This window comes from Flavisphingomonas formosensis (genome assembly GCF_009755815.1).
GTDB lineage: Bacteria > Pseudomonadota > Alphaproteobacteria > Sphingomonadales > Sphingomonadaceae > Flavisphingomonas > Flavisphingomonas formosensis.
Map to the genome: position 1 here is coordinate 110,259 of NZ_WRPK01000013.1, position 22,648 is coordinate 132,906.

Annotated in this window: 23 protein-coding genes; 12 read left to right on the forward strand and 11 right to left on the reverse strand. The window is 64.2% G+C overall.

Annotation, left to right across the window (positions count from 1 at the left end):
* Positions 1-169: 169 nt before the first annotated feature.
* From GQY20_RS27760 to xth, 7 genes are all read left to right on the forward strand, one after another.
* Entirely contained in the window at positions 170-1,066 is an 897-nt protein-coding gene (locus GQY20_RS27760; RefSeq protein ID WP_157220413.1) for an SIR2 family protein, read from the forward strand.
* A complete protein-coding gene (locus GQY20_RS27765) occupies positions 1,063-2,190 on the forward strand; it encodes a phosphoribosyltransferase-like protein (protein ID WP_157220414.1) in 1,128 nt (375 codons plus the stop codon). Before GQY20_RS27760 ends, GQY20_RS27765 begins: the two co-directional genes overlap by 4 nt.
* A gap of 199 nt (positions 2,191-2,389) precedes the next feature.
* Entirely contained in the window at positions 2,390-3,418 is a 1,029-nt protein-coding gene (locus GQY20_RS27770; RefSeq protein WP_157220415.1) for a reverse transcriptase family protein, read from the forward strand.
* Between the two features lie 127 nt (positions 3,419-3,545).
* The gene (locus GQY20_RS27775) at positions 3,546-4,886 is read left to right on the forward strand and encodes a tyrosine-type recombinase/integrase (protein WP_157220416.1); all 1,341 of its coding nucleotides are present in this window, start codon (positions 3,546-3,548) and stop codon (positions 4,884-4,886) included.
* Positions 4,887-4,968: 82 nt separating this feature from the next.
* A complete protein-coding gene (locus GQY20_RS27780; RefSeq protein WP_157220417.1) occupies positions 4,969-5,151 on the forward strand; it encodes a DUF3606 domain-containing protein in 183 nt (60 codons plus the stop codon).
* A 97-nt stretch (positions 5,152-5,248) separates the two neighbouring features.
* The gene (ligD, locus tag GQY20_RS27785; protein WP_157220418.1) at positions 5,249-7,141 is read left to right on the forward strand and encodes a DNA ligase D; all 1,893 of its coding nucleotides are present in this window, start codon (positions 5,249-5,251) and stop codon (positions 7,139-7,141) included.
* Positions 7,138-7,965 (forward strand): exodeoxyribonuclease III, encoded by an 828-nt coding sequence (gene xth / locus GQY20_RS27790; RefSeq protein WP_157220419.1) that lies wholly within the window; start codon positions 7,138-7,140, stop codon positions 7,963-7,965. The genes ligD and xth overlap by 4 nt, the downstream gene beginning before the upstream one ends.
* An 85-nt stretch (positions 7,966-8,050) precedes the next feature.
* Here the strand turns inward: xth and GQY20_RS27795 are convergent, their stop codons facing one another.
* From GQY20_RS27795 to GQY20_RS27815, 5 genes are all read right to left on the reverse strand, one after another.
* Positions 8,051-8,881, reverse strand: coding sequence for an aldo/keto reductase (locus GQY20_RS27795; RefSeq protein ID WP_157220420.1), 831 nt, complete (start codon positions 8,879-8,881; stop codon positions 8,051-8,053).
* A 19-nt stretch (positions 8,882-8,900) separates the two neighbouring features.
* Complete coding sequence (locus GQY20_RS27800) at positions 8,901-9,164, reverse strand: DksA/TraR family C4-type zinc finger protein (RefSeq protein WP_157220421.1); 264 nt, start codon at positions 9,162-9,164, stop codon at positions 8,901-8,903.
* A gap of 86 nt (positions 9,165-9,250) precedes the next feature.
* Positions 9,251-9,811 (reverse strand): alpha-ketoglutarate-dependent dioxygenase AlkB, encoded by a 561-nt coding sequence (locus tag GQY20_RS27805; RefSeq protein ID WP_157220505.1) that lies wholly within the window; start codon positions 9,809-9,811, stop codon positions 9,251-9,253.
* Positions 9,812-9,816: 5 nt separating this feature from the next.
* The gene (locus GQY20_RS27810) at positions 9,817-10,236 is read right to left on the reverse strand and encodes a thermonuclease family protein (protein ID WP_198351246.1); all 420 of its coding nucleotides are present in this window, start codon (positions 10,234-10,236) and stop codon (positions 9,817-9,819) included.
* Positions 10,237-10,253: 17 nt separating this feature from the next.
* Positions 10,254-10,688, reverse strand: a complete 435-nt coding sequence (locus tag GQY20_RS27815; protein ID WP_157220422.1) for an SOS response-associated peptidase family protein — start codon at positions 10,686-10,688, stop codon at positions 10,254-10,256.
* Between the two features lie 144 nt (positions 10,689-10,832).
* Between GQY20_RS27815 and GQY20_RS27820 the strand changes: the two genes are divergently transcribed.
* From GQY20_RS27820 to GQY20_RS27840, 5 genes are all read left to right on the forward strand, one after another.
* Entirely contained in the window at positions 10,833-11,420 is a 588-nt protein-coding gene (locus GQY20_RS27820; RefSeq protein WP_157220423.1) for an SOS response-associated peptidase, read from the forward strand.
* An 81-nt stretch (positions 11,421-11,501) separates the two neighbouring features.
* Positions 11,502-11,744, forward strand: a complete 243-nt coding sequence (locus GQY20_RS27825; RefSeq protein WP_157220507.1) for a DUF6582 domain-containing protein — start codon at positions 11,502-11,504, stop codon at positions 11,742-11,744.
* 89 nt (positions 11,745-11,833) lie between these two features.
* Complete coding sequence (locus GQY20_RS27830; protein ID WP_198351247.1) at positions 11,834-12,610, forward strand: ImuA family protein; 777 nt, start codon at positions 11,834-11,836, stop codon at positions 12,608-12,610.
* Positions 12,611-12,785: 175 nt separating this feature from the next.
* Positions 12,786-14,333, forward strand: a complete 1,548-nt coding sequence (locus GQY20_RS27835) for a DUF6504 family protein (protein ID WP_408641145.1) — start codon at positions 12,786-12,788, stop codon at positions 14,331-14,333.
* A complete protein-coding gene (locus GQY20_RS27840) occupies positions 14,333-17,593 on the forward strand; it encodes an error-prone DNA polymerase (protein ID WP_157220425.1) in 3,261 nt (1,086 codons plus the stop codon). Before GQY20_RS27835 ends, GQY20_RS27840 begins: the two co-directional genes overlap by 1 nt.
* Before the next feature lie 24 nt (positions 17,594-17,617).
* Here the strand turns inward: GQY20_RS27840 and GQY20_RS27845 are convergent, their stop codons facing one another.
* The 6 genes from GQY20_RS27845 to GQY20_RS27870 form a co-directional block, all read right to left on the reverse strand.
* On the reverse strand, positions 17,618-18,169 hold the full coding sequence (locus GQY20_RS27845; protein ID WP_157220426.1) for a YitT family protein: 552 nt from the start codon (positions 18,167-18,169) through the stop codon (positions 17,618-17,620).
* 90 nt (positions 18,170-18,259) lie between these two features.
* Positions 18,260-19,348, reverse strand: coding sequence for a branched-chain amino acid aminotransferase (locus GQY20_RS27850; RefSeq protein ID WP_157220427.1), 1,089 nt, complete (start codon positions 19,346-19,348; stop codon positions 18,260-18,262).
* 45 nt (positions 19,349-19,393) lie between these two features.
* Positions 19,394-19,768: a RidA family protein gene (locus GQY20_RS27855; RefSeq protein ID WP_157220428.1), complete on the reverse strand. Its 375-nt coding sequence runs from the start codon at positions 19,766-19,768 to the stop codon at positions 19,394-19,396.
* Positions 19,769-19,800: 32 nt separating this feature from the next.
* Positions 19,801-21,171 carry an FAD/NAD(P)-dependent oxidoreductase gene (locus tag GQY20_RS27860; RefSeq protein ID WP_157220429.1) on the reverse strand — a complete coding sequence of 457 codons (1,371 nt, stop codon included), beginning with the start codon at positions 21,169-21,171 and terminating at the stop codon, positions 19,801-19,803.
* Positions 21,168-21,500, reverse strand: a complete 333-nt coding sequence (locus GQY20_RS27865) for a (2Fe-2S)-binding protein (RefSeq protein ID WP_157220430.1) — start codon at positions 21,498-21,500, stop codon at positions 21,168-21,170. The genes GQY20_RS27860 and GQY20_RS27865 overlap by 4 nt, the downstream gene beginning before the upstream one ends.
* A complete protein-coding gene (locus GQY20_RS27870) occupies positions 21,490-22,623 on the reverse strand; it encodes an NAD(P)/FAD-dependent oxidoreductase (protein WP_157220431.1) in 1,134 nt (377 codons plus the stop codon). Before GQY20_RS27870 ends, GQY20_RS27865 begins: the two co-directional genes overlap by 11 nt.
* Positions 22,624-22,648: the final 25 nt, after the last annotated feature.

Here is a 22,648-nt window from a genome sequence, read left to right on the forward strand (position 1 = left end):
CTGTGATCGACGTGATGCATTTGGCCAGATAAGCTTTTCCGAAAAGGATGCGCGCGCGCGCCGGGTTCGGTCGCGTGCAAGGCGTCGCGCGTCGATCAGTTGCCAATCGCGCGCTGCTGAGAAAGAATCACTGCAGGGTCACGCATGCGTGTGAGGAACAGGGGAGAGGATGGCGAACCTTGAGCAGCTACTAGACGAAGGTGCGGGCAAGGTCGCGCTGGTTGTCGGCAATGGCATCAATCAGTTTGATGCGCCGCCGGGTGTTAACAGCTGGAACCAGCTACTGCTCGCGATCGCGCGTAATTGCGGGCTCGACATTGCAGCGGTGCCACCGGGGACAACGCTGACTGAGTTTTTCGATGTAGTCGATCTGCGTACGCCCGGGCGCAGCGGCGATCTAGCCGCAGAGTTCTGCAAGTTAATGGCGAAATGGCGTCCGTTGGATCATCATCGAGCGATCATGGCCTGGGCGGATCGCCATGGCGCCCCGGTGCTCACCACCAATTTCGAGGAAGTGCTGAGCGTGGCGGCGAACTGTACTTTTCGCATGCCGCGCGGCGACGGGTTCAGCGATTTCTATCCTTGGGAATGCCGCTTCGCGCATGGCATTGTCGACGATCCTTGCTCCGCCTTCGGCATCTGGCACATCAACGGCATGGCCCGCTATAAGCGTAGCATCAGGCTCGGTCTCACCCATTATATGGGGTCGGTGCAACGAGCGCGCGGCTGGCTCTATCGCGGCGGTAAACCTCTGTTCAGTGGCAAGCACGCCAAGGATTGGCCGGGGGCAAGCACTTGGTTGCAGATCGCCTTCACCCGGCCGCTATTATTCTTCGGCTTGGCCCTAGCGGAAAACGAAGTGTTCCTGCGCTGGTTGCTGATTGAGCGCGCGCGCTATTTTCGCAAGTTTCGCGCGCTTCGCCAGCCGGCCTGGTATGTGTATGTCCACGATCCCGACGACGAACGCGAGGCGGGTAAGATTTTCTTTTTAGAAGAACTGGGCATCACCTGCGTGCGCGCCGCCGATTATGCCGCGATCTATGGCAACCCGGGTTGGGCGGCATGATTCCGTCGCGATCCGATCATCCCCGCGTCGTCGCCTGGCTTGAGAATTTCGGGTTGCCGCGCCGCGATACGGCGCAGCTACTGGTCGATGCGCTCGAACTCGTGAGCGAGACCGATCTGCGTCGCGAACTGGGAACGACAATGCTCGAATTGCTGCCGACACTGGCAGGGCCAGTTGCCGCTTTCCCGGCCCGCGAAGTACCGCCCGAAAATCCTGCACATGCTGAGGGACGCGCCGGGCCCTATCTGTTGCTCGAGCCCGGCTTACCGGGCAGCGAGGCGGTTCTAGCCAACATTCTGACCGGAGTGCTGCGCCAGGGCGGCGATACGGTGGGGCTGCTCGACGGTCACGATCTCCATCACCTCCGCGAACACAAGGTCCGCACCATATTGTTACTCGATGATTTCAGCGGTTCAGGTAGCCAACTAATAAAGTTTCACAAAGCGCTCAGGCGCCACAAAACGATCCGCAGCTGGATCTCCTATCACCTCATCGATTTCCATGTTCTTGCTTACGCCGCGACCGAGAAGGCCGCGCGGCTACTGCGCCGCCGCTTCGGCGACGCTAAGGTCCATATCGTCCGCGCCTGCCCCACTTTCGACGGCGCCGGCTGGACGCCCGAGCAGCGGAGCGAAGTCGAAGCGCTGTGCCGTGCCTCGGCCGGTCGCCGTAACAAGAATTGGGCGCTGGGCTATCGCGATAGTCGCGCGCTGATCGCGTTCGAGCATACCGCGCCCAACAACCTACCCTATATCCTCTGGAAGGTTGCGACCGGCTGGAACAGCCTGTTCGAATATAAGGGTGTGCCGAACGACCTGCTGCGTTTGTTCACGATGCGGCCAGAGCCGCCGCACGAGCCGTTGGTCGGGAGCGCCGGTGCCGCGCGGATCGGCCAGACAATCGACCTGCTTGGCCGGCGAGTCCATGATGCCGGCAATATCGCCGAAGTGCTGCGCGTCAGTATTGCCGAGGCCGAACGTTTGCTTCGCCTCGCTCAGAGCCTTGGGCTCACCAATGCCCGGCACCGGCTGACCGATGCGGGCCGCGCCGAGCTCAAGCGCTGGCGTGCCGCCCATCCAGTTCGAGTGTTGCCTAATCGCGACGAACCCTATTATCCTAAGTAACTGAGGGCGGAGCGTTGAGCATCCAGCTTCCCCCGGCCGTAAAGGCCGGACCAAGCCGCGGGGTTCTCGCGGCGGGCTGGCGCGTTGCGCTTCGCCTGGGAAACGGAGTCGCTGAGATCGACCTTAGTGAAGCGAACTTCCGCTCTGACGATGTCTGGGCTCGTCCGCTCCACTATGGCCTCCTTACGGGTCAAAGTGGATGATCAGCGCTTCGCCCCACCAGTACCGTGCCGACGGTCGTGCGCTCGGACGCCCCGAGCCGGTTCTCGACGCCGCGCTCGCCCAGGCCGGGCGCGCCGAAGCCTCTGGCGCGCCGGCGATCTTGACCCTGATGCATCTCGCCAAGCGAATGGACGTCAGCCACACTTTCCTGCGCTCGGTAGTCGGGAGCAAGGAAGGCACCCATTATCGCGAATTCCATATCAGCAAGCGCGATGGCGGCGGCCGTCGCATAGCGGTTCCTTCGCCCGAACTGATGGCGGTCCAGCGCTGGATCGTCCGTGAGATATTGCGCGATCGGCCGGTCCATCCCGCAAGCTTCGCCTATGCCCGTGGCAGCTCGATTTATGCCTGTGCGCGGCAGCATGCCGGCGCTGGCTGGCTACTTAAGCTCGACATTCACGACTTTTTCGAAAGTATCTCCGAGAAGTCGATTTACAGGGTGTTCCGGGAGATCGGCTATGGGCGCCTGGTCGCTTTCGAGCTGGCGCGGCTTTGTACGCGGCCCTGGGTGGCGCCGCCGCGCGGCACCCGCGCCGCTCGCAGCGTCGCCAATGCGAGCCGCCGCGGTATTGAGTTCTATCGCCGCGATCTGACCGGTTATCTGCCACAAGGCGCCCCAACCAGCCCGATGCTCTCCAATCTCGTCTTTCGCGTACTAGACGAGCGGTTGAGCCAGCTCGCTGCTCGCAACGGGCTCATCTATACGCGCTATTCGGACGACTTGACCTTCTCCGGTCCGGCAAGTGGCTTCAGCCGCGCCAATGCTGCAGCATTCATTGGCCAGGTGCGAGAACTGCTCGCGACACGGCGGTTCCGGCTACACGAGCGAAAGATCAACATCGTGCCGCCAGGTGGTCGCAAGGTGGTGCTCGGCCTCCTCGTCGATCGCTCGGTGCCGCGCCTGTCGCGCGAGCTACGCAATCGGCTCGAGGACCATGTTCGCTCCGCCATTCCGCCGGCCATGGTGGTCCGTATCGGACCACCGATATCGACTTTTTCCTCCTGATTACCGAAGCTTAGCAGACCGGTTCGGCCTCGGCCGTCCATGCCCGTCCATGCCCATCCGACGAATCGGAGGGGCCGAAACGAGGTATCGGCGGTCAAAAAACGAGGTATCTCAGGAGACCGGGACAATGCTTACCGATGCAAAGGTCCGCAGCGCAAAACCGCGGCCGAAACCCTACAAGCTCGCCGACACCAATCGCCTGTTCCTTCTAGTCACCCCTTCGGGCGGAAAGCTCTGGCGCTGGAACTATGTCTACGATGGCAGGAACAAGACGATGGCGTTCGGCGCTTATCCGCTCGTCTCCCTGGCCGACGCCCGTGGCAAGCGCGATGACGCCTTCACCCTTCTGAGCGAGGGTCGCGATCCTTCAGTCGCCAGGAAGATGAAGATCGAGGCCAACCTCGAGGCGAGCCGGCAGACCTTCGAGAGGATCGCGCGCCAATGGCACGAGAATGCAAGGGCACAATGGGCCAAGGTCCACGCGGCGGACATCATCCGCAGCCTTGAGCGGGATGTCTTCCCGACGATCGGTGACCTTCCGATCGCGCAGCTCACGCCGCCGCTCATTCTCGCGGTCCTGCGTGAGATCGAGGCGCGCGGAGCCGTCGAGACAGCCAAGCGCGTGCGCCAGCGCATCTCGGCGGTCTTCGTGTACGCCATTGCCCAGGGCATCTGCCAGACCGACCCGGCCGAGAAGCTGGGCAAGGTGCTCAAGCCGCTGCGCAAGGGCCGGCAGCCTGCGATCACCGACCTCGTTCCTCTGCGCAGGATGATCAACGCCGCGGAGGAGGATTATGCGCGGCCGATCACCCGCCTCGCGTTGCGAATGCTGGCATTAACGGCGGTCCGGCCGAGCGAGCTGCGCGGGGCGCGCTGGGAGGAGTTCGAGGACCTGAACGGCAAGCTCCCGCTGTGGCGTATCCCGGCCTGGCGGATGAAAGGAGACCTCGAGCGCAAGGAAGAGCTGAACGGCGATCATCTCGTGCCGCTGACGTCGCAGGCGTTGGCGGTGCTCAGGGCGCTCTGGCCGCTGACTGGGCAAGGCGAACTGCTGTTCCCAAGCAACCGGCACCCTCATCGCCCGATGAGCGAGAACGCGATCGGGTATCTGCTCAACCGCGCCGGCTACCACGGCCACCACGTACCGCATGGCTTTCGGGCCGCCTTCTCGACGATCATGAACGAATGGGCGGAACGCGAGGGCAAGGAGCATGACCGTCAAGTCATCGACCTGATGCTCGCCCACGTTCCGACCGAGAAGGTCGAAGGGGCCTATAACCGGGCGGCCTACATGCCCCGTCGCCGCGAATTGGCGACGGTCTGGGCCGGCCTGCTGTGCGACGGCCTGCCGGAACCGTCCGTGCTTACGCAACGCCCGACGAAAGTCGTGGGGGATCGGTCGCGGCGTCAATACCCCGATCAGCCGGGGGACGACTTCAGGTTTCCAAGATGGCGACAAGCAGCCTGAGCGAGGCGCGGCGGCGATCGTCGCCGCGCCGTTCGGGAACCCGAAGATTCCTCGCGGATTCTATGCGCCAAGGAGAGCTGAAATGGCGGACAACAAATCGAAGCGAGGTGCATCCGATCGGCGCCAGGTCGCCGGCGGCGAAGGCTATGAGGTCAACTATTTCGCGCGGAAGCACGGGATCACCAAAGACCAGGCCGAAGGGCTGATCAAACGGATCGGCAATGATCGCGAAAAGCTCAACGCCGCAGCGGCGAAGCTGAGATAGGCCGGACTGCCAAGCAACTGCCCGCCCGGACCACCGCTGGGGGAACGACTCTCCTCGGACGGGAGTCTATTCGGAATGAGGCAGGACGTCTGACCCCGTGGCGCGCACCGCCACCAGCAGCAGGGCTCCCGGCGCTGGCAAGAAGCCCGTGCGCGGGTCGCGCGCCGCCGCGTTGAAGCCACCACCGTTCCGCGCCGTTCAGCTTGCCACGCTCGTCGACACCGTGCCGACGGGGTCGCGGTGGCTGCATGAAATGAAGTATGACGGCTACCGCCTCCTCGTTGCCGTCGGCGGTGGTCAGGCAAGGGCGTATACCCGGTCGGGTCTCGACTGGTCGGACAAGTTCACGGCGATCATCAAAGCTGCCGCGAAACTGGATGTGGGTTCGGCTCTCCTCGACGGCGAGGCGGTGGTGCTCGACGCGGATGGCCGGTCCAGTTTCCAGGCGCTGCAAGGCGCGCTCAAGGGCGCGCCGGCCACGATCGACTATTACGCGTTCGATCTGCTCGAACTGGACGGCGATGATCTCACCGGCCTCCCGTTGACCGAGCGAAAGGCTAAGCTGCGCGAGCTATTGCCGGAGGGCGATCCGCGCATCCGATATTCGGAGCACATCATCGGCAATGGCGAGAAGCTGCTTCACAGCTTCTGCGAGGCCGGGCTCGAAGGCGTCATATCGAAGCTGGCCAGCGCCAAATATGTCGGATCGCGCTCGGGCAGCTGGGTCAAGACCAAGTGCATCAAACGCCAGGAGTTCGTCATCGTCGGCTGGACGCCTTCGGAGAAGTCACGGTCGTTTCGCTCGCTCATCCTCGGCGTGCATGACCAAGGCGAGCTTCGTTATGCGGGCAAGGTGGGCACCGGCTTCAATACCGATGAGCTTTTCCGCCTCGTGGAGGTCATGCAGCCGTTCGAGCAGTCCGCGCCGACGGTCAAGGCGCCCCGGGGCGAGGTTCGCGGTGCGCATTGGTTGAAGCCCAAGCTCGTCGCCGAGATCGCCTATACCGAGATGACGAACGAGGGCACGCTACGTCACCCCAGCTATCTTGGCCTCCGCGAGGACAAGAAGCCGGAAGCCGTGGTGCTCGAGACAGAGGCGCCGGTCGCCGAGATCGCCGTCCCGGCCCAGAGCAAGGTCAAGATCAGTAATCGTGATCGGGTCATCGATCCGGATTCGGGGATCACCAAGGGCCAGCTCGCGGACCATTATGCAACGGTCGCTCCGATCATGCTGCCGTGGGTCGGTTCGCGGCCGATCAGCCTGGTCCGGTGTCCGCAGGGCCGGGCGAAGAAATGCTTCTTCCAGAAGCATGACGCCGGCAGCTTCGGCGACACGGTCAAGCATGTCGGTATCACCGAGAAGGACGGTCACGAGGAGCCTTACCTTTACATCGACACCGCCGACGGCCTGCTGACCTGCGTCCAAATGGGCTCCATCGAGTTCCACGGCTGGGGCGCCAGGATCGAGGATGTCGAGAAAGCCGATCGACTGGTCTTCGATCTCGATCCGGACGAGGGACTGGATTTCGAGGCGGTGCGCAAGGCGGCCTTCCACTTCCGCGAGATCCTTCAGCAGATCGGGCTCGAGACCTTTCCCATGGTGACAGGCGGCAAGGGAATCCACGTCATCGCCCCCCTCGTGCCCAAGGCCGAGTGGCCGGAGGTGAAGGATTTCGCGCATCGTCTCGCCCAGGCCGTCGCCCAGAGCGATCCTGAGAACTTCACCGCCGCGCTGCCCAAGGCACAGCGCAAGGGCCGCATCTTCGTCGATTATCTGCGCAACCAGCGCGGCGCGACGGCCGTCATGCCCTACAGCGTGCGCGCGCGTTCCGGCGCGCCAGTCGCCGCACCGATCAGCTGGAAGGAGATGGAGACGATCGACACGCCCACCCACTGGCATGTCGGCGACGCTGCCGAGCTGGTGAAGCGCGCGGCCTCCAAGGCGCTCTCCGGCTGGGGCCGCGCCGACCAGGTTCTTCCTGATCTATGAAGGTCGCCACCTACAACGTGAACGGCGTCAACGGGCGCCTGCCCGTGCTTCTGCGCTGGCTCGAGGAAGACCAGCCCGACATCGTCTGCCTTCAGGAGCTGAAGGCGCCGCAGGAGAAATTCCCGGAGAAGGCGATCCGCGACATCGGCTATAATGCGATCTGGCATGGCCAGAAGAGCTGGAACGGCGTCGCCATCCTGAGTCGGGTCGGCGAGATCCACGAGACGCGCCGGGGCCTGCCCGGTGACCCCGATGACAGCCACAGCCGCTACATCGAGGCGGCGGTCAACGGAATCCTGATCGGCGGCCTCTATCTGCCGAACGGCAATCCGCGTCCTGGTCCGAAGTTCGATTACAAGTTGAGATGGTTCGATCGTCTGATCGAGCATGCCGCGGGGCTGCTCGAGTCGGGCGCGCCGGTCATGCTCGCGGGCGACTTCAACGTCATGCCGACCGATCTGGACGTCTACAAACCGGAGCGCTGGCTCGACGACGCGTTATTCGCGCCAGAGGTGAGGGCCGCCTATTTCCGGCTGCTCGAACAAGGGTGGACCGACGCATTGCGGACGATCCATCCAGGTGAGGTCATCTACACGTTCTTCGACTATTTCCGGAACGCTTATGCCCGCAACGCCGGTCTTCGCATCGATCATCTGCTGCTGAGCCCCGCGCTGGCGGACCGCCTGGTCGATGCGCAGGTCGACCGGCACGTACGGGGTTGGGAGAAGACCAGCGACCACGCGCCGGTATGGGTCGAATTGGCCGGCAAACCGAAGCGTCGCCGCAAGCCCGCGGCGACAAGCGCTGGGCGTCCGCAACCATGAGGGAGCGCGTCATCCTCGCGAAGCGCGTCGATATTCCGAAGCTGGCGTCGGTGTAACGGGTGGGCCCGCCGACAAGCGACCTATTTCACAGCATCTCCAACGCGCGACGTCGGTCGGGGCGAGGAAACGCCCTTTCCAGCATAGCCACATCCTCATCGTCCAGCGTGAGGTCGGCTGCCCGCCGGTTCTCCTCGACGTGCGTCGCGGAGCCGGCCTTGGGGATCGCCATCACCCCCGGCCGACGAAGCACCCAAGCAAGCGCGAGCTGTGCTGGTGTCACGCCCTTGCGGCTTGCAAGAGCGGCAAGCTCTCGATGCGCGAGCAGCCGGCCCTGTTCGACCGGACTATATGCCATGACAGGAATGCCGCGCTCGGCCAGCCAAGGCATGAGGTCGAGTTCGGGCCCCCGACGCGTCAGATTGTAGAGAATCTGATCGGTAGCGCAGGCTCCCCCGCCGGCCTCCAGCAGCTCCTCCATATCCTCGGTGTCGAGATTGCTCACCCCCCAGCGCAGGATCTTGCCGGCTTCCACCAGCCGTTCCATGGCCTCGACCGTCTCTCGCAGCGGCACGCCGCCGCGCCAATGAAGCAGATACAGATCGAGCCGGTCTGTGCCGAGCCGCCCCAGGCTCGCTTCGCAGGCGCGCGGCAACCGATCGCGCGAGGCATTCTGCGGGTAAGCCTTGCTGACAAGGAATATGTCGTCGCGGCGTCCCTGGATCGCTTCGCCAACCAGACGCTCGGACTCGCCATTGCCGTACATCTCGGCGGTATCGATGAGCGTTAGGCCAAGCTCGATACCTGCGCGAAGCGCGGCGATCTCCTGTTCCCTTCGTGAAGGATTCTCGCCCATCATCCAGGTCCCCTGGCCGAGCGCAGGAACGAGGGTGCCGTCCGGCAGGGATATTCTTCGCATCAGGCTTTCCCTCCTGCGCTCACCGCAGCTGACTGTCCTTGCTGCCGCGCCGGTTGATGCCGGATAAAGCCGGCCGCTTGTCCCTTTCGGATTGGCAGCCGACGCAGGTGCGGACTCCGGGCAACGCTGCGCGGCGTCTCTCGGGGATCTCTTCGCCACAGACGTCGCATTCTTCGGCACTCTCGCCCGAAGGCATGCGCGCCCGGGCTGCAAGGACGGCATCGCTCACCGTGTCGTCGATCTGATCCTGTACCGCGCCGTCGCGGGCCCAACCGTTTGCCATGACTGCAATATAGGAATTGCGGACAGCATTTCACGCCGTGCCGCGGCGTGCAGGTGCAACCGCATCGCAGGGCCGTGGCGTGCTATTCAGACCCGCCCCGCGAGCGACCGGAACGTGATGGACCACCGCGTCGCGTCCATCTCGGAGATGCTGTGTTCCCAGTCGTGCCGAACTTCGCCGCTCAGATGATAGATGGCTCGCGGCGCGAGCGGTGCGGTAGCACGTTCGAACTTCCCGCCGGAGCGCCGGCGAAAACGCATGGTCGCGGGAGCTCCGAGTGACAGGCCGACGACATGCTCGAACACCGGCCGATCCTTGTGCCAGCCGATGCCGGCACCGGGGTCGTACCGGATGACGAGCGCCTGGACGAGATCGGCCGCATCGAGCCCGGCGAAGCGGGCGGCGCGCTCCCTGATCGTCCCAAGCCACGTCGGAATCGGGTCGGCAGGCGCAAACCGCCCCGTCTCGAAGTCATAGCTCCAGCCGAACGAGCGGGTCAGCCGCTTGCCGGTCCATTGCTGGAATTTGAAAGGGCTGAGACCGGCCTCGTCGATATGTTCGATCAGTGCAGCCTCGTCCGCCGGTGAGACGAACGCCTCGGCTGAGGCGAGACCCGGCAGGGTCGCCGTACCAAACAGGTCGAGCATCGCGTTCACGGGTTCCATCCCCGACCGCCCTCGACGCCGCCTTCAGCGCGGAGCAGCGAACCGAGTGGGCGTCCGCGCAGCGTGCAGGAGCCGATCACGCGATCGTAGCTCCGCCGTCCGGCGCGGCAACGGATAGCCTTGCCGAGCACTAGCTGTTCGAGCCGGTGCTTGGCTTCGAGGCCGCCTCGCTCATGCAGCTCGGGGGCGTAGAAATCCGCGAGCCGCACCTCGATCCAGCGATCGGGACGGCCAGCCGGTCCGACGCACAGACCATCACCGTCGCCGACGTAGCGGACGACCCCTTCGAAGCTCGTGTTCCTGACCGGAAGCGGGCCTTTGCATGGGTCAGCGAGCGCCGGCGCCGCCCACAGGCAGCAGGGCAGCAGAACCAGCACGGGGCGCATTGCGAGGTGAAGTCGAGACATGGGGCCGCGCAAAGCTCTTAAAGTGCGAGGGCCTGCTGCACCGGGCGCCTTGAGCCCGAAGTGATTTCCTCGACGATGAAAGTCCGCGCCGGTGGCGTCTGGAGCAGATCGGCCTCCGGCACTTGTGCGTCGAGCCACTGCATGACCTGGCGCCTCTGGATGATGGCACCGTGTCGCTCCTGATAGCGCGCGACTTCGGGATTGGCGGCGACCGTGATGACGCGATAGCAGAGTGGCCAGTCGGCCATCGCCGGCTCCCAGACCCCGGCGAGATAGAAGTGATTGCCGCCGTCGAGCGTCACCCGATAGCGCTTATCGCCGACTGTCATGTGGAATTCGCTCGCCGGGATCAGGCAGCGATGGCTCGGAAAGGTCTGCCCCTCGGCGCGTGCGAAGCGATAGGTGACCCCGGCGCTGAACCGCGGATCGGAACCCCAGGTCGCCTCCACCATTTCGATTTCGCTGGCATCGTCCGGGTTTCGTCGGATGATGGCGCGTCGGCTCCCGAGCGGAGCTTCAGAATCGAAGGGGGTTGGCGACTCCATATCGAAGGAACATAATGGGAACGACGACGGATCGCAAGAAAGGCTGACCGCGTGTGCAATGATTATCGCCTAGAGGTGGATGTCGCCTCGATCGTCGAGGACTTCGACAGCCTCAAGATCAAGATCAAGACGCCCGAAGGCATCCCCAACCTCGCTCCGCGGGCCGACATCAAGATCACCGATACGGCACCGATCGTGCGGACCGGAACCAGTCGCCTGGAGGGCGAGCTCGTCCAGCGCCGATGGAGCTGGCCCGCTCCGAACAAGAAGCCGGTCTACAATTTTCGCTCCGACGGGCGTCAGTTCACCAGCGGCCGCTGCCTGATCATCGCCGATGGCTTCTACGAATTCACGAACCCTGTAGACCCAAAGAAGAAGCGCAAGGACAAGTGGCTGTTCACGAAGAAGGGTGAGCCATGGTTCTGCATCGCCGGCATCTGGCGGAGCAATCCTGACGTCGGTGAAGCGTTCACGATGCTGACGATGGAGCCGGGTCCAGACATCGCGCCGTATCACGACCGCCAGATCGCGATCCTCGATCGCACCCACTGGGCCGACTGGCTGGACCCTTCGGTCTCGGCGAAGGACATTCTCAGGACGCTTCCGGCGGGGAGCCTCACCGTCGAGCAGGTCGGATAATCGCAGGGGCAAACCCGGCCGCCGCTTGAGCAGAACCCTCAGCTCCGCTCATCCGTTGAGTGTGGGCATCAGGAGGCGATGATGGCCAAGCTCAGCACTGAAGACCGCGACGACCTTTCGAAGGGCGAGTTCGCATTTCCAAAGCAGCGGAAGGAACCGCTCGAAAACGCGAGCCATGTCCGCAACGCGGTCGCCCGCTTCAACCAGGTAAAGGACGTAAGCGACGACGAGCGTGACGAAGCCTGGAAGCGGATCAAGGCGGCGGCAAAAAAGCACGGCGTGGAAATCAGCGAGAAATCGTGGCGCGAGATCGGCAAGAGCTAGGCCAGCAGCCCACCTGCGGGATTCATACGCCTTGACGAATCTCCGCGACCATCGGAACATAACACGAACAAGTGAGTCGATGTTGCCCGATGTCCGCCCAACCGTCGTCCCTCGATCGGCCCTGCGCCGATCAGCTAGCCGCGCTACGCGCGAAGCTCGCGCAGGCCCAAAGCCAGCGCGGGCCGGTGCTGGCGTTCGGGATCGAGGCGCTCGATAATCGGCTTGGGGCGGGCGGCGTCGACGGCGCAGGCCTCCACGAAATCACCGCCGCTTCCCCGACGCTCGGTGACGATGCCGCCGCGACCTTGTTCGTCGCTGGGCTTGCCGCCCGGTTCGCTACCGCGCCCGGCGCCAACGTCGCCTGGGCACTCACCCGCTTCGATCTCTACGCGCCCGGTCTCGAACAGGCCGGCCTTCCCGCTGCCAAGCTGCTCTACCTCCAGGGCAAGAACGAGACGATGGCGCTGGCGCTGGCCGAAGATTCGCTTCGCGACGGCAGTTTCTCCGCCGTGGTGGCCGAGGTGAAGGTTGCGGACCAGACCGCAACGCGGCGGCTGCAGTTGGCGGCGGCCGATGGCCGAACGCCGATGCTGCTGCTCCGGCGCTGGGCGAGGTCCAATCGCGATCCGCTGGAGCGTCCGTCCGCGGCGATGACCCGTTGGCGGATCGGCTGCGCGCCCTCAGTGCCGTTGCCTGCGCCCGGCGTCGGCCGCGCCTGCTGGTCGGTCGAGCTGGTGCGGCAGCGGAACGGCAACCCATTCTCTCTCATGGTCGAGGCTTGCGATGACACGGGTTGCCTCGCTCTACCTGCCCCAGCTCGCCATCGAGCGGCTGCGGCGGTCCGAGCGGCCAGCCAGGCCGCTTGAACCGCGCGCTTCTGCAGCGCCGCTCGCTTCGCCTGTCGATGATGACCCGGGCGCCTGCTCGGTTCCGCGCGGTGGCGGCTGGCGACCCGGCGCGCGGTGGGCCCATGACGGCGGACCGACCAAAGCGCAGGTCACCGGTCCGATAGCGCAGCTGCCGGCCCACCAGCGGCCGCCGATGCGTATGCTCGGCCGCCGATCTGAACCGGTCGAACACCCCTTTAAGGCGATGCCGCCTGACGAAGGCGGGCGCGGCACGGCACCGATGCCCGTAATGGCATTCCGACATGACCGGCCGATGGTCCTGATCCAACGGGTCGGGCAGCGCGACCTGATCCGCTCGGCCTGTCCGGTCGCGCTGTCGCTTGGCCTGACGCCGGGGATGGTGGCCGCCCATGCTCGAGCGCTAGTTTCCGATCTCGACGTGCGGGACGCCGATCCGGCCGGTGACGAGGCATGGCTCGATCGGCTGGCGCTCCATGGCGTGACTCATTGGACGCCGATCGCGAGCGTGTCGGGAGGCGATGGCCTGTGGCTCGATCTGTCAGGCACGACCCATCTGTTCGGCGGCGAGGACCGGTTTTGCCGCCGACTGCTCCGCTTCCTGCAGCGACTGGGCTTCACGGCGCGCGTCGCGATCGCCGGCACGCCCGGCGCGGCGCATGCGCTCGCCCGCTACGGCGGCCGGGACATCCTCGTTCTCGGTTCCGGAACCGAGGCGACGGCACTTGCCGAGCTGCCGGTTGCAGCGCTCCGGCTCGAGGCGGCGGCGTTGACCGCGGCGGCTCGCTTCGGGCTAGAGCGCGTGGCGGATCTTGTCCGCCTCCCGCGCGGGCCGATGGCAAAGCGGCTCGGCCTCAATGCGGTGACCCGTCTCGACCAGGCGCTCGGCCATGTCGCCGAGCCGATCACGGCGGTAGTGCCGTTCGAGGCGCCCGACGTGTCGCGTCGTCTGCTTGAACCGATCGGCACGCCCGAGAGCATCACACAGGTGATCTCGGATCTCGTCGATGACCTGATCGACGTGCTTCGGCAGCGCGGGCTTGGCGTCCGCACCGCGTTGCTCGTCGCCGACAGGGTCGATGGCGAGGCGCAGCGGATCGGGATCGGAGCATCGCGGGCAACGCGCGACGCCAAGCACCTCAAGCGCATGTTCGGACTGAAGCTCGATCGGATCGAGCCGGGCCTTGGAATCGAGGCGATGCACCTCACCGTGCCGCACAGCGAGCCGCTCGGCGCCAGCACGGCGGGATCGCTCATCAAGTCGGATGCAGCCGCGACGGACCTGGCGCCTGCGATCGATCAGCTGGTCGGCCGGGCGGGCGAGGACGCCGTGTTCCGTGTGGCTCCCAACGAAAGCGACGTCCCTGAGCGTGCCATTCGACGGGCCGGCCCATTGGACGAACCGGGTTGCTGGCCGAGGTGGAAGCGCCCGGTCCGCATGCTGCGTCGGCCTGAGCATCTGACCCATGTCGTGGCGCTGCTTCCCGACCATCCACCTCGACGCTTCACTTGGCGCGGCCAAGCCTACCGCGTGACCGCCGGCGATGGCCCCGAGCGGATCCATGGCGAATGGTGGCGGACCGACACCGAGCTCTGGGCGGTGCGCGACTATTTCCGCGTCGAAGTCGAGAGCGGCGAGCGGTTCTGGCTGTTCCGGCGCGGCGATGGCGTCGAGCCAGAGACCGGCGATCTCAGCTGGTACATCCATGGGATGTTCGGCTGATGACGGCCTATGTCGAACTTCAGGTGATGAGCCATTTCTCGTTCCTGCGCGGCGCGAGCTCGCCCGAGGAGCTGTTCGCGGCGGCAGCGCTCCAAGGTCACGGCGCGCTGGGGCTCGCCGACTGGGGCAGCGTTGCCGGCGTGGTGCGCGGCTGGGACGGCCAGAAGACCACAGGCGTGCGCATGATCCCGGGCGCCCGCGTCCATGCGACCGACGGCCATGACCTGCTTCTCTATCCGCAGGACCGTGCCGCCTGGAGCCGACTGACCCGGCTGCTGTCGATCGGCAAGGCGCGCGGCGGCAAAGGATTCTGCATCCTCGATTGGGCCGACATCGTCCATCATGCCGAAGGGATGGTCGGCATCCTGCTCCCCGATCTTCCGAACGAAACGAGCGAGCGCCAGCTCACCGACGTGGCAGCGGCGTTTGGCGCCCGGGGATATTGCGCGCTATCGTTCCGACGCCGGCCCGACGATGCGATCCGGCTCCACGAGCTCGCGGGTTTAGCCGCCCAGCACGGCGTGCGCGCGGTAGCAACCGGCGACGTGCTCTATCATAGTCCGGAAGCGCGACCGCTGCAGGACGTGGTGACGGCGATCCGCGAGAAGACGACGGTCGATGCGCTCGGCTATCGGCGCGAGCGGTTCATGGACCGCCATTTGAAGCCGCCCGCGGAAATGGAGCGGCGCTTCCGGGCATTCCCCGACGCGATCCAGGTCAGCGCCGACATTGCGCGCGCCTGCACCTTCGATCTCGGCGAGATCCAGTATCAATACCCCTATGAGCAGGTGACGGTCGGCCGCACGGCGCAGGAAGCGCTGGCGGAAATGACCGAAGCGGCGGCGGTGGCAAAATTCCCGAATGGGGTGCCGCAGCGCTATCGCGACCAGATTGGCCACGAGCTTCGGCTCATCGACCAGCTCGGCTACGCGCCATACTTCCTGACGGTCAATTCGATCGTCGCCGAGAGCCGGCGGCGGGGCATCCTCTGCCAAGGGCGTGGCTCCGCCGCGAACAGCTGCGTCTGCTACCTGCTCGGTATAACGTCGATCGACCCGATCCAGCATGAGCTGCTGTTCGAGCGCTTCGTCTCGGGCGAACGCAAGGAGCCGCCGGACATCGACGTCGACTTCGAGCATGAGCGGCGTGAGGAGATCATCCAGTGGATCTATGAGACCTACGGCCGGGAACGATCGGCGCTCACTGCTGTCGTCAAGCGCTACCGCACGCGCGGCGCGGTGGCCGAGGTGGGCAAGGCGTTGGGGCTGCCGCGCGATCTCACCAAGATGCTCACTGGGCTCGTCTGGGGCTGGTCGATGGACGGCATCAGCGACGAGCAGATCGAGAGCCTCAATCTCAACGCGCGGGACCATCGGCTCAAGCTGACCTTGCGGCTTGCGCGCCAACTGATCGGGACGCCGCGCCACCTTTCGCAGCATCCGGGTGGCTTCGTGCTCACGCAGGATCGGCTCGATGATCTCGTGCCCATCGAACCTGCCCGCATGGAGGACCGGCAGATCATCGAATGGGATAAAGACGATATCGACGCGCTCAAGTTCATGAAGGTCGACGTGCTCGGCCTTGGCATGCTCGGCTGCATGAACCGCGCCTTCAACCTGCTCGACCAGGACAAGGGCATCAAGGTCACCATGGCGGACCTCCAGGATGATGATCCGGAGGTCTACAAGATGATCCAGCGGGCCGACACGCTCGGCGTCTTCCAGATCGAGAGCCGCGCACAGATGTCGATGCTGCCGCGGATGAAGCCGGCCCGCTTCTACGACCTGGTGATCGAGGTTGCGATCGTGCGTCCCGGCCCGATCCAGGGCGACATGGTGCATCCCTATCTCCGGCGACGCGAAGGCAAGGAGAAGCCGGAATATCCCCGGCCGGAGCTGCGCGCCGTGCTTGAGAAGACGCTGGGTGTCCCGCTGTTCCAGGAGCAGGCGATGAAGGTCGCGATCGTCGGCGCCGGCTTCACCCCCGCCGAGGCCGACCAGCTGCGCCGAGCCATGGCGACCTTCAAGCTGACCGGCGGCGTCAGCCATTTCTACGACAAGCTCGTCAACGGCATGATCTCGCGCGGTTATCCCAAGGAGTTCGCCGAACGCACGTTCAAGCAGATCGAAGGCTTCGGCAGTTACGGATTTCCCGAGAGCCATGCGGCCTCGTTCGCGAAGATCGCCTATGCCAGCTGCTGGATGAAGCACCATCATCCGGACGTGTTCTGCGCAGCATTGCTCAATGCGCAGCCGATGGGTTTCTACGCTCCGGCCCAGATCGTTGCCGACGCCCGCAAGCACGGCGTCGAGGTCCGCCCCGTGTCGGTCAATCACAGCCATTGGGACTGCACGCTTGAGCCCAGCAACGACCGCTACATGGCCGTCCGCCTTGGCTTTCGTCAGGTGCGCAGCCTCGCCAATATCCACGGCGCGCAGATTGCCGTCGCCCGCGGCGACAGCCCATATGCGAGCGTCGAGGAAGTGTGGCGGCGTACGGGTGTGCCACGCGCCGCGATCGAGCGCCTTGCCGAGGCAGACGCGTTCCACTGCATTGCCGAGGATCGCCGTCAAGGGCTGTGGAAGGTAAGAGGGCTTGGCGAAGCGCCGTTGCCGCTGTTCGCCGCCGCCGATGCGCGCGAGCGGGCGTTCTCGCCGGAGGCGATCGAGCCTCCCGCGACTCTCGCGCCGCTCACCCCAGGGCGCGAGGTTGTCGAGGACTATCGGTCGCTGCAGCTATCGCTGCGGGGTCATCCAGTGAGCTTCCTTCGTCGAGAACTGGAAGCGATGCGGATCGTCCGGTGCGCGGATCTCGCCCACATCCGCGACGGGCGCAACATCGAGGTCGCGGGTGTGGTTCTTGTCCGGCAGCGACCAGGGTCGGCGCGAGGCGTGCTGTTCATCACGATCGAGGATGAAACCGGCATCGCGAACGGTATCCTCTGGCCCAACAAGTTCGAGATATACCGTCGCCAAGTGATGTCCTCGTCGATGATCGCGATGCGCGGGCGGCTGCAGAAGGAAGGCGAGGTCATCCACATCATCTGCGACCGGATCACCGATCATGACGCCATGCTGCGCTTGATCGGTCGAACACAATTCTCTGTTGCACTTGGACGCGGCGACGGCGCGAACACTGGCGGAGGTCCCGATTCCCGCAGCCCTGCCATTCCGAGAGGGCGAACCTTGGCGTCGCCGCCGTTCGGAACCGACGCCGAGCAGGAAGAAATTCTCCGCGTCCGCAGCCATGATTTCCACTAAGTGCGACCACGGAGCAGGCTTCGTTCAATAGCCGAAGTAGCGACCAGGCCGATGGTACGCGAACATGACCCCGTTCAAGGCAACCGCGCTCAGAATCGAATAGCCGACCTTCACGATACCGACGATCGGGAGCGCGACGCCGATGATGACGACGTCGAACATCATCTGAGTGAGGCCGGCGTTCCAGCCCCGTCTATCCTGAAGAAGAAGGGAGACGATGCCGATCCCGCCGACGCTCGCCTTGTGTCGTGCCAGGGAGAGCACTCCCATCCCGATGAGCGAACCACCGAAGACGGCTGCAAAGGCGGGCTGCACGCTGCCCAAATGCAGCCAAAGCGGCATGAACCGCGCGAGCGCGGCCAGAAGGACCATCGCCCCCAAGGACTTGATCGTGAACGTCACACCCATGCTTCTCTGCGCAACGAGAAAGAATGGCAGATTGATTGCGACGAACAGCGGACCGATCGGCCAAGCCGTCGCGTAGGACAGCACGAGCGCTATGCCGGCCACGCCCGCAGTGACCAGACCGGCGGCCTTCAGCATAACCAGGCCGAACGCGGCAAAGCTTGCCCCCATCACAAGAGCATGGACGTCTTCGAGCTTCGAGTGAGGTGGCGAAAGTTGGACGTTTGGAGCCACGACGTCGTTCCAGAAAATGTCCGATCGTCAGCCGACTACCTGCCGGACCCATCCCGCAGGCCCTGCGATCAGCCCCCGCTGAATCCCAATGATCTCGTTGCGGATGGCAGCGGCGAAATTTCCGCCTGATCCGTCGCCTATCGACCACTCCCCGTCGCTGCCTTTCACGCGCCCGACATCGGCGATGGCAGCCGCTGTGCCGCAGGCGAACGCTTCGACAAGTCGGCCGCTGCACGCGTCCGCTTGCCACTGGTCGATCGCATAGGGTTCTTCAGCCACGTCGACGCCGCGACCTTGGAGCAACTCGATGATGGATGCGCGCGTAATGCCAGGCAGGATCGTGCCGTTCAGAGGAGGTGTGATCACGCGCCCGTCGTCGAAGACGAAGAACAGATTCATTCCGCCAAGCTCGTCGATCCAGCGATTCTCCACCGCGTCCAGAAAGACGACTTGATCGCACCCATGTTCGTACGCCTCAGCCTGGGCCGCGAGGCTGGCCGCGTAGTTGCCTCCGCATTTCGCAGCCCCGGTGCCTCCGGGACCGGCTCGATTGTGCCGACCTGAAACCCAGAGCGAGACCGCCTTGTTGCCACCCTTGAAGTATGCGCCGGCCGGGGAGGCAATCACGCAGAACGTGAATTCGTCAGCAGGACGCACTCCAAGAAATGCCTCGGATGCGAACATGAAGGGCCGCACGTACAGACTTCCTTCACCCTCAGGTACCCAGTCTGAGTCGACCGAGACAAGCGTCTCCACCGCATCGAGAAACATTTCCTCCGGAATCTCGGGCATCGCCATCCGTCTGGCAGATGCGTTGAAGCGGCTGGCATTCTGCTCGGGTCGAAACAGGTTGATGGTGCCATGCTGCCCGCGATACGCTTTCATGCCCTCGAATATTTCCTGAGCATAATGGAGCACCCCCGCAGCTGGATCGAGGATGAAGGGTTTGCGTGCAATCACGGACGCACCATGCCATCCATGCCCGCGAGTCCAAATCGCAAGAGCCATGTGATCTGTGAAAACCCGGCCGAAGCCGGGGTCTGCGAGAAGAGCGCGACGACGTGAGCTAGCCAACGGTGCGGTGCTATGCTCCACCTCGAATATGGAAAGAGGCATTTGGACACCTGCTGCAGATGCAAAGGATGATAGACGGCGACGCAGCTACCCGACGGTCCGTCCGTCCTGAGAAGCCGCGGTGACGATGATCTCGACCAGAACGTCCGGGGCCCCCATCTCGCATTGAGCCGTGGCCCTCGTGGGGGCCGCGTTCGGTGTCGTCCAGGCGTTCCAGACCTGATTCATGCTGTCGAAATCGCGGGTAATGTCCTTCAGCCAAATCTGAGCGGTGAGGAGCCGGCTCTTGTCCGTGCCTGCGTTGGCCAGGAACTCGTCGATCTTTGCCAGTGCTTGCTCGGTCTGACCTCGAATGTCCTGGCTGCGGTCGTCCGCCGCCATCCCGCCGACATATACGACGCCGTTGTATATCACCGCTCGGCTGCGGCGCGCGTTTGTTTCGATCCGAACGATGTCGGTCATAGTTATCCTCGCTGGAAGTGATGCGATCCTAGCTATTCGACGAAGTCGCCAAGCAAGACCGGCTTGATGGGAGGGCGGATGCGGTAGTAACCCACATCGGCAGGTTCGAGCTGCCGCTCTCGGGCAATCGTCTCGGTCACCGTCAGTCCGCAGAAGCGACCCTGGCATGGTCCCATGCCGCAGCGGCCGAATGCCTTTGTCTGGTTTGGGCCCTGGCAACCAAGCCCGACAAATCGTCGTATCTGGCCAGCAGTCACTTCCTCGCAGCGGCAGACAACAACTTTGTCCGACACGGGCACCCGGTTCTCGTCCTTTGGTCGATACAGTGCGTCCAAGAACGGTCGAATCGCCGTATAGCGCTTCAGGGATTCCAGATATGGAGCGGCGCGGATCGTAATGTCAGGCAGGACACCGAGCCTATTACCAATCGACAGGGCCGCGAGGCGGCCTTGGACCGCCGAAGCCTGCGCACCCACGATCGACCTGCTGTCGCCAGCGACATAGAGGGCGGTTTCGCCGAGCCTCCCCCATATATCTGTCACGGGCTCCCAGCAAAGTTGCGCCTTGTTCCAACGGTGCTCTGCTTTGACGGACCAGCTCAGCTGCGTATTCGGAACGACTCCCTGATGGACCAGCAGCAACGAGGTGGGAATGCGGACCGAGCGGCCGTCCTGCCGGAAGGCCAGTGCTTCGACTTTGCATGTCCCCTCAGCCCTGAGGTCCGAACAGCCAGAATAGAGCGCGATATTGCTTCGCCGAAGAGCCGCGATAAGCCCGAGCCCTTTTCGAAGCTCCTTCCAGCTGCGCAGCGCGCCCATCAGATGACGTGACGCGCGCACGTAGTCGGAAGTGGCGGTGGTATCGACAAGAGCGGCGATCCGAGCTCCAGCGCGAAGATACTGCCAGCCGAGCAAGTATAGGAGGGGACCGCAGCCGGCTAGCACAACCGGCTCGCGCGGAAGCGCGCCTGCGCTCTTCAGCAAAATTTGGGCAGCCCCGGCACCCATGACGCCTGGCAGTGTCCAACCCTCGATCGGGAACGGTCGCTCCATCGCGCCGCTCGCCAGCAAGACATATTTTCCGGACAGTTTGCGGGTGCGGCCCTCACGGATGTAGTCGATCGTGCCGTCAGTGGCGACATTCCAGACGACGGCGCTATCGAGATGGAGCGCACCACTCGAAGCGAAGGCTGAAACCAGTTCTGCGCCAGCGGAATAGTCGGGGCCAAGAATTGCCGACCGTGCCCGAGGGGCGCTGACCACATTGCGGTAGATTTGCCCGCCCACGGCGGATTGCTCGTCCAAAACAGTTACGGAAAGGCCGAGCGTCCGTGCCTCGCAAGCAGCTGCCAAGCCGGCGGGTCCTGCCCCGATGATCGCGAGGTCCGTCGTCTCGACATTCATCGGCCGTCTCCAATCTCGCTATCGGGCAAGCTGACGGCACCTTGTTGCCGCCGCACGATCATTCCGTCTTTCACCGGGACAAGGCAGCTCTGCCGGGCGGGAACACCGTCAATCTCGACCAAGCACTCGAAGCACACGCCCATCATGCAATAGGGCGCTCGCGGTTCGTGCCCGACGATGCTGGTCCTGAAGTCGCTCGCCCCCGCAACCAGCAGAGCCGCTGCAACGCTAATCCCTGCCGGGGCGGTGACCGCTTGGTCATCGAATATGATGGTCACTGTCTCGCGCCCTTCTGACGCGGGGATGGAAAACAACGGCTCAGTGAGCATGAGAAAAGCTCTTATTGGGATCCCGAAATCGTTCGGCGCTAAAGTCGGCAAAGTCGGGGGGCGTCTGTGAAAGCCCGGCCGCCCATGGCCCGATGACGTAGCAATGTGCCGCAGCGAGCGTCACGCCACTGTGGCTCGTGACCACAAAGGCCCCAGGGCAAGATTCCGACTCTTCGTAGATTGGATAGGCGTCCGGCGCCAAGGGCCGCAGCGCTCCCCAGGCACGCACAAGCCTTGCCTTGGCCAGCGCAGGAAAGGCGGCGACGGCGCGCTTCACTTGCCACTCGATAACGTCAGGCGTTGTTCCGTCATCGAAGCCCACGTCCTCGGACGAGGATCCGATCTGGACGCTGCCCTCCACCGTCTGCCGCAGCTTATTCATGGGATAGTGAAGGAAAGGCTGCAGCCGCTCGGTAATCAATACCTGACCCCGGCTTGGCTTGACCGGGGCCTGCAACCCGACCTGCGGGGCAAGTCGAGCATTTCCCAGCCCTGCGGCGAGCACGAGGCGCTCGGCTTGCCAGCGTTGCCCATCGGCGGCGACCGCTTCGAACACGCCATTGGACTGGTCGTATCTTACCTGAACAACGTCGACATTCGAGACGATGTCGGCACCCTTTTCGATTAGTCCGGAGTGCAACGCGCGGAGCAACATCAACGGGTTTGCATCCCCGTCCAGTTCGCAAAAGCTCCCGCCAGCGACCTTTGGGCCAAGCCCAGGCAGGTAATGCCGCAGCTCCGACGGCTCCATCATCCTAAAGGGAATTCCGTCGACCGCTCGGCTTATGCCGCTCAGCAACTCATACCGCGCCTTCATTTCCTTGTCGCTGAAACCGAGCCAGAAACCTCCGACCTGACGAAGGCCCGAGTCCACGCCCGTCAGTTCCTGCAGCTCGCGTTGAAGGTCCGGCCAGAGCTTGAGAGCGTCACGGCTCCAAGCCGCGTATCTCGGCATTTCCGCGCCTTTGCTGGACACCCAAACAAGACCGAAATTCCCGCGTGAAGCCCGAAATGCGCTATCCCCTTGGTCGAGTACGCAGACGCCAAGCCCCTCGCGCGCCGCGCCAAACGCGACGGCGGCGCCAACCAGGCCTCCCCCGATGACGATCATCCGATCGCTCATTTGCCGGGCCTGCTCGAGAGACCAA

Excerpts from the sequence above, each read along its gene's own strand:
- GQY20_RS27850 (WP_157220427.1), bottom strand. The coding sequence starts at position 19,348 with ATGCCTCTTTCCATATTCGAGGTGGAGCATAGCACCGCACCGTTGGCT.
- GQY20_RS27835 (WP_408641145.1), top strand. The coding sequence starts at position 12,786 with ATGCGTATGCTCGGCCGCCGATCTGAACCGGTCGAACACCCCTTTAAG.
- GQY20_RS27830 (WP_198351247.1), top strand. The coding sequence starts at position 11,834 with ATGTCCGCCCAACCGTCGTCCCTCGATCGGCCCTGCGCCGATCAGCTA.
- GQY20_RS27780 (WP_157220417.1), top strand. The coding sequence starts at position 4,969 with ATGGCGGACAACAAATCGAAGCGAGGTGCATCCGATCGGCGCCAGGTC.
- GQY20_RS27770 (WP_157220415.1), top strand. The coding sequence starts at position 2,390 with ATGATCAGCGCTTCGCCCCACCAGTACCGTGCCGACGGTCGTGCGCTC.
- GQY20_RS27865 (WP_157220430.1), bottom strand. The coding sequence starts at position 21,500 with ATGCTCACTGAGCCGTTGTTTTCCATCCCCGCGTCAGAAGGGCGCGAG.
- GQY20_RS27840 (WP_157220425.1), top strand. The coding sequence starts at position 14,333 with ATGACGGCCTATGTCGAACTTCAGGTGATGAGCCATTTCTCGTTCCTG.
- GQY20_RS27845 (WP_157220426.1), bottom strand. The coding sequence starts at position 18,169 with ATGGGGGCAAGCTTTGCCGCGTTCGGCCTGGTTATGCTGAAGGCCGCC.
- GQY20_RS27760 (WP_157220413.1), top strand. The coding sequence starts at position 170 with ATGGCGAACCTTGAGCAGCTACTAGACGAAGGTGCGGGCAAGGTCGCG.
- GQY20_RS27775 (WP_157220416.1), top strand. The coding sequence starts at position 3,546 with ATGCTTACCGATGCAAAGGTCCGCAGCGCAAAACCGCGGCCGAAACCC.
- GQY20_RS27825 (WP_157220507.1), top strand. The coding sequence starts at position 11,502 with ATGGCCAAGCTCAGCACTGAAGACCGCGACGACCTTTCGAAGGGCGAG.
- GQY20_RS27810 (WP_198351246.1), bottom strand. The coding sequence starts at position 10,236 with ATGTCTCGACTTCACCTCGCAATGCGCCCCGTGCTGGTTCTGCTGCCC.
- GQY20_RS27765 (WP_157220414.1), top strand. The coding sequence starts at position 1,063 with ATGATTCCGTCGCGATCCGATCATCCCCGCGTCGTCGCCTGGCTTGAG.
- GQY20_RS27800 (WP_157220421.1), bottom strand. The coding sequence starts at position 9,164 with ATGGCAAACGGTTGGGCCCGCGACGGCGCGGTACAGGATCAGATCGAC.
- GQY20_RS27855 (WP_157220428.1), bottom strand. The coding sequence starts at position 19,768 with ATGACCGACATCGTTCGGATCGAAACAAACGCGCGCCGCAGCCGAGCG.
- GQY20_RS27805 (WP_157220505.1), bottom strand. The coding sequence starts at position 9,811 with ATGCTCGACCTGTTTGGTACGGCGACCCTGCCGGGTCTCGCCTCAGCC.
- GQY20_RS27815 (WP_157220422.1), bottom strand. The coding sequence starts at position 10,688 with ATGGTGGAGGCGACCTGGGGTTCCGATCCGCGGTTCAGCGCCGGGGTC.
- GQY20_RS27795 (WP_157220420.1), bottom strand. The coding sequence starts at position 8,881 with ATGCGAAGAATATCCCTGCCGGACGGCACCCTCGTTCCTGCGCTCGGC.
- GQY20_RS27870 (WP_157220431.1), bottom strand. The coding sequence starts at position 22,623 with ATGAGCGATCGGATGATCGTCATCGGGGGAGGCCTGGTTGGCGCCGCC.
- xth (WP_157220419.1), top strand. The coding sequence starts at position 7,138 with ATGAAGGTCGCCACCTACAACGTGAACGGCGTCAACGGGCGCCTGCCC.
- GQY20_RS27860 (WP_157220429.1), bottom strand. The coding sequence starts at position 21,171 with ATGAATGTCGAGACGACGGACCTCGCGATCATCGGGGCAGGACCCGCC.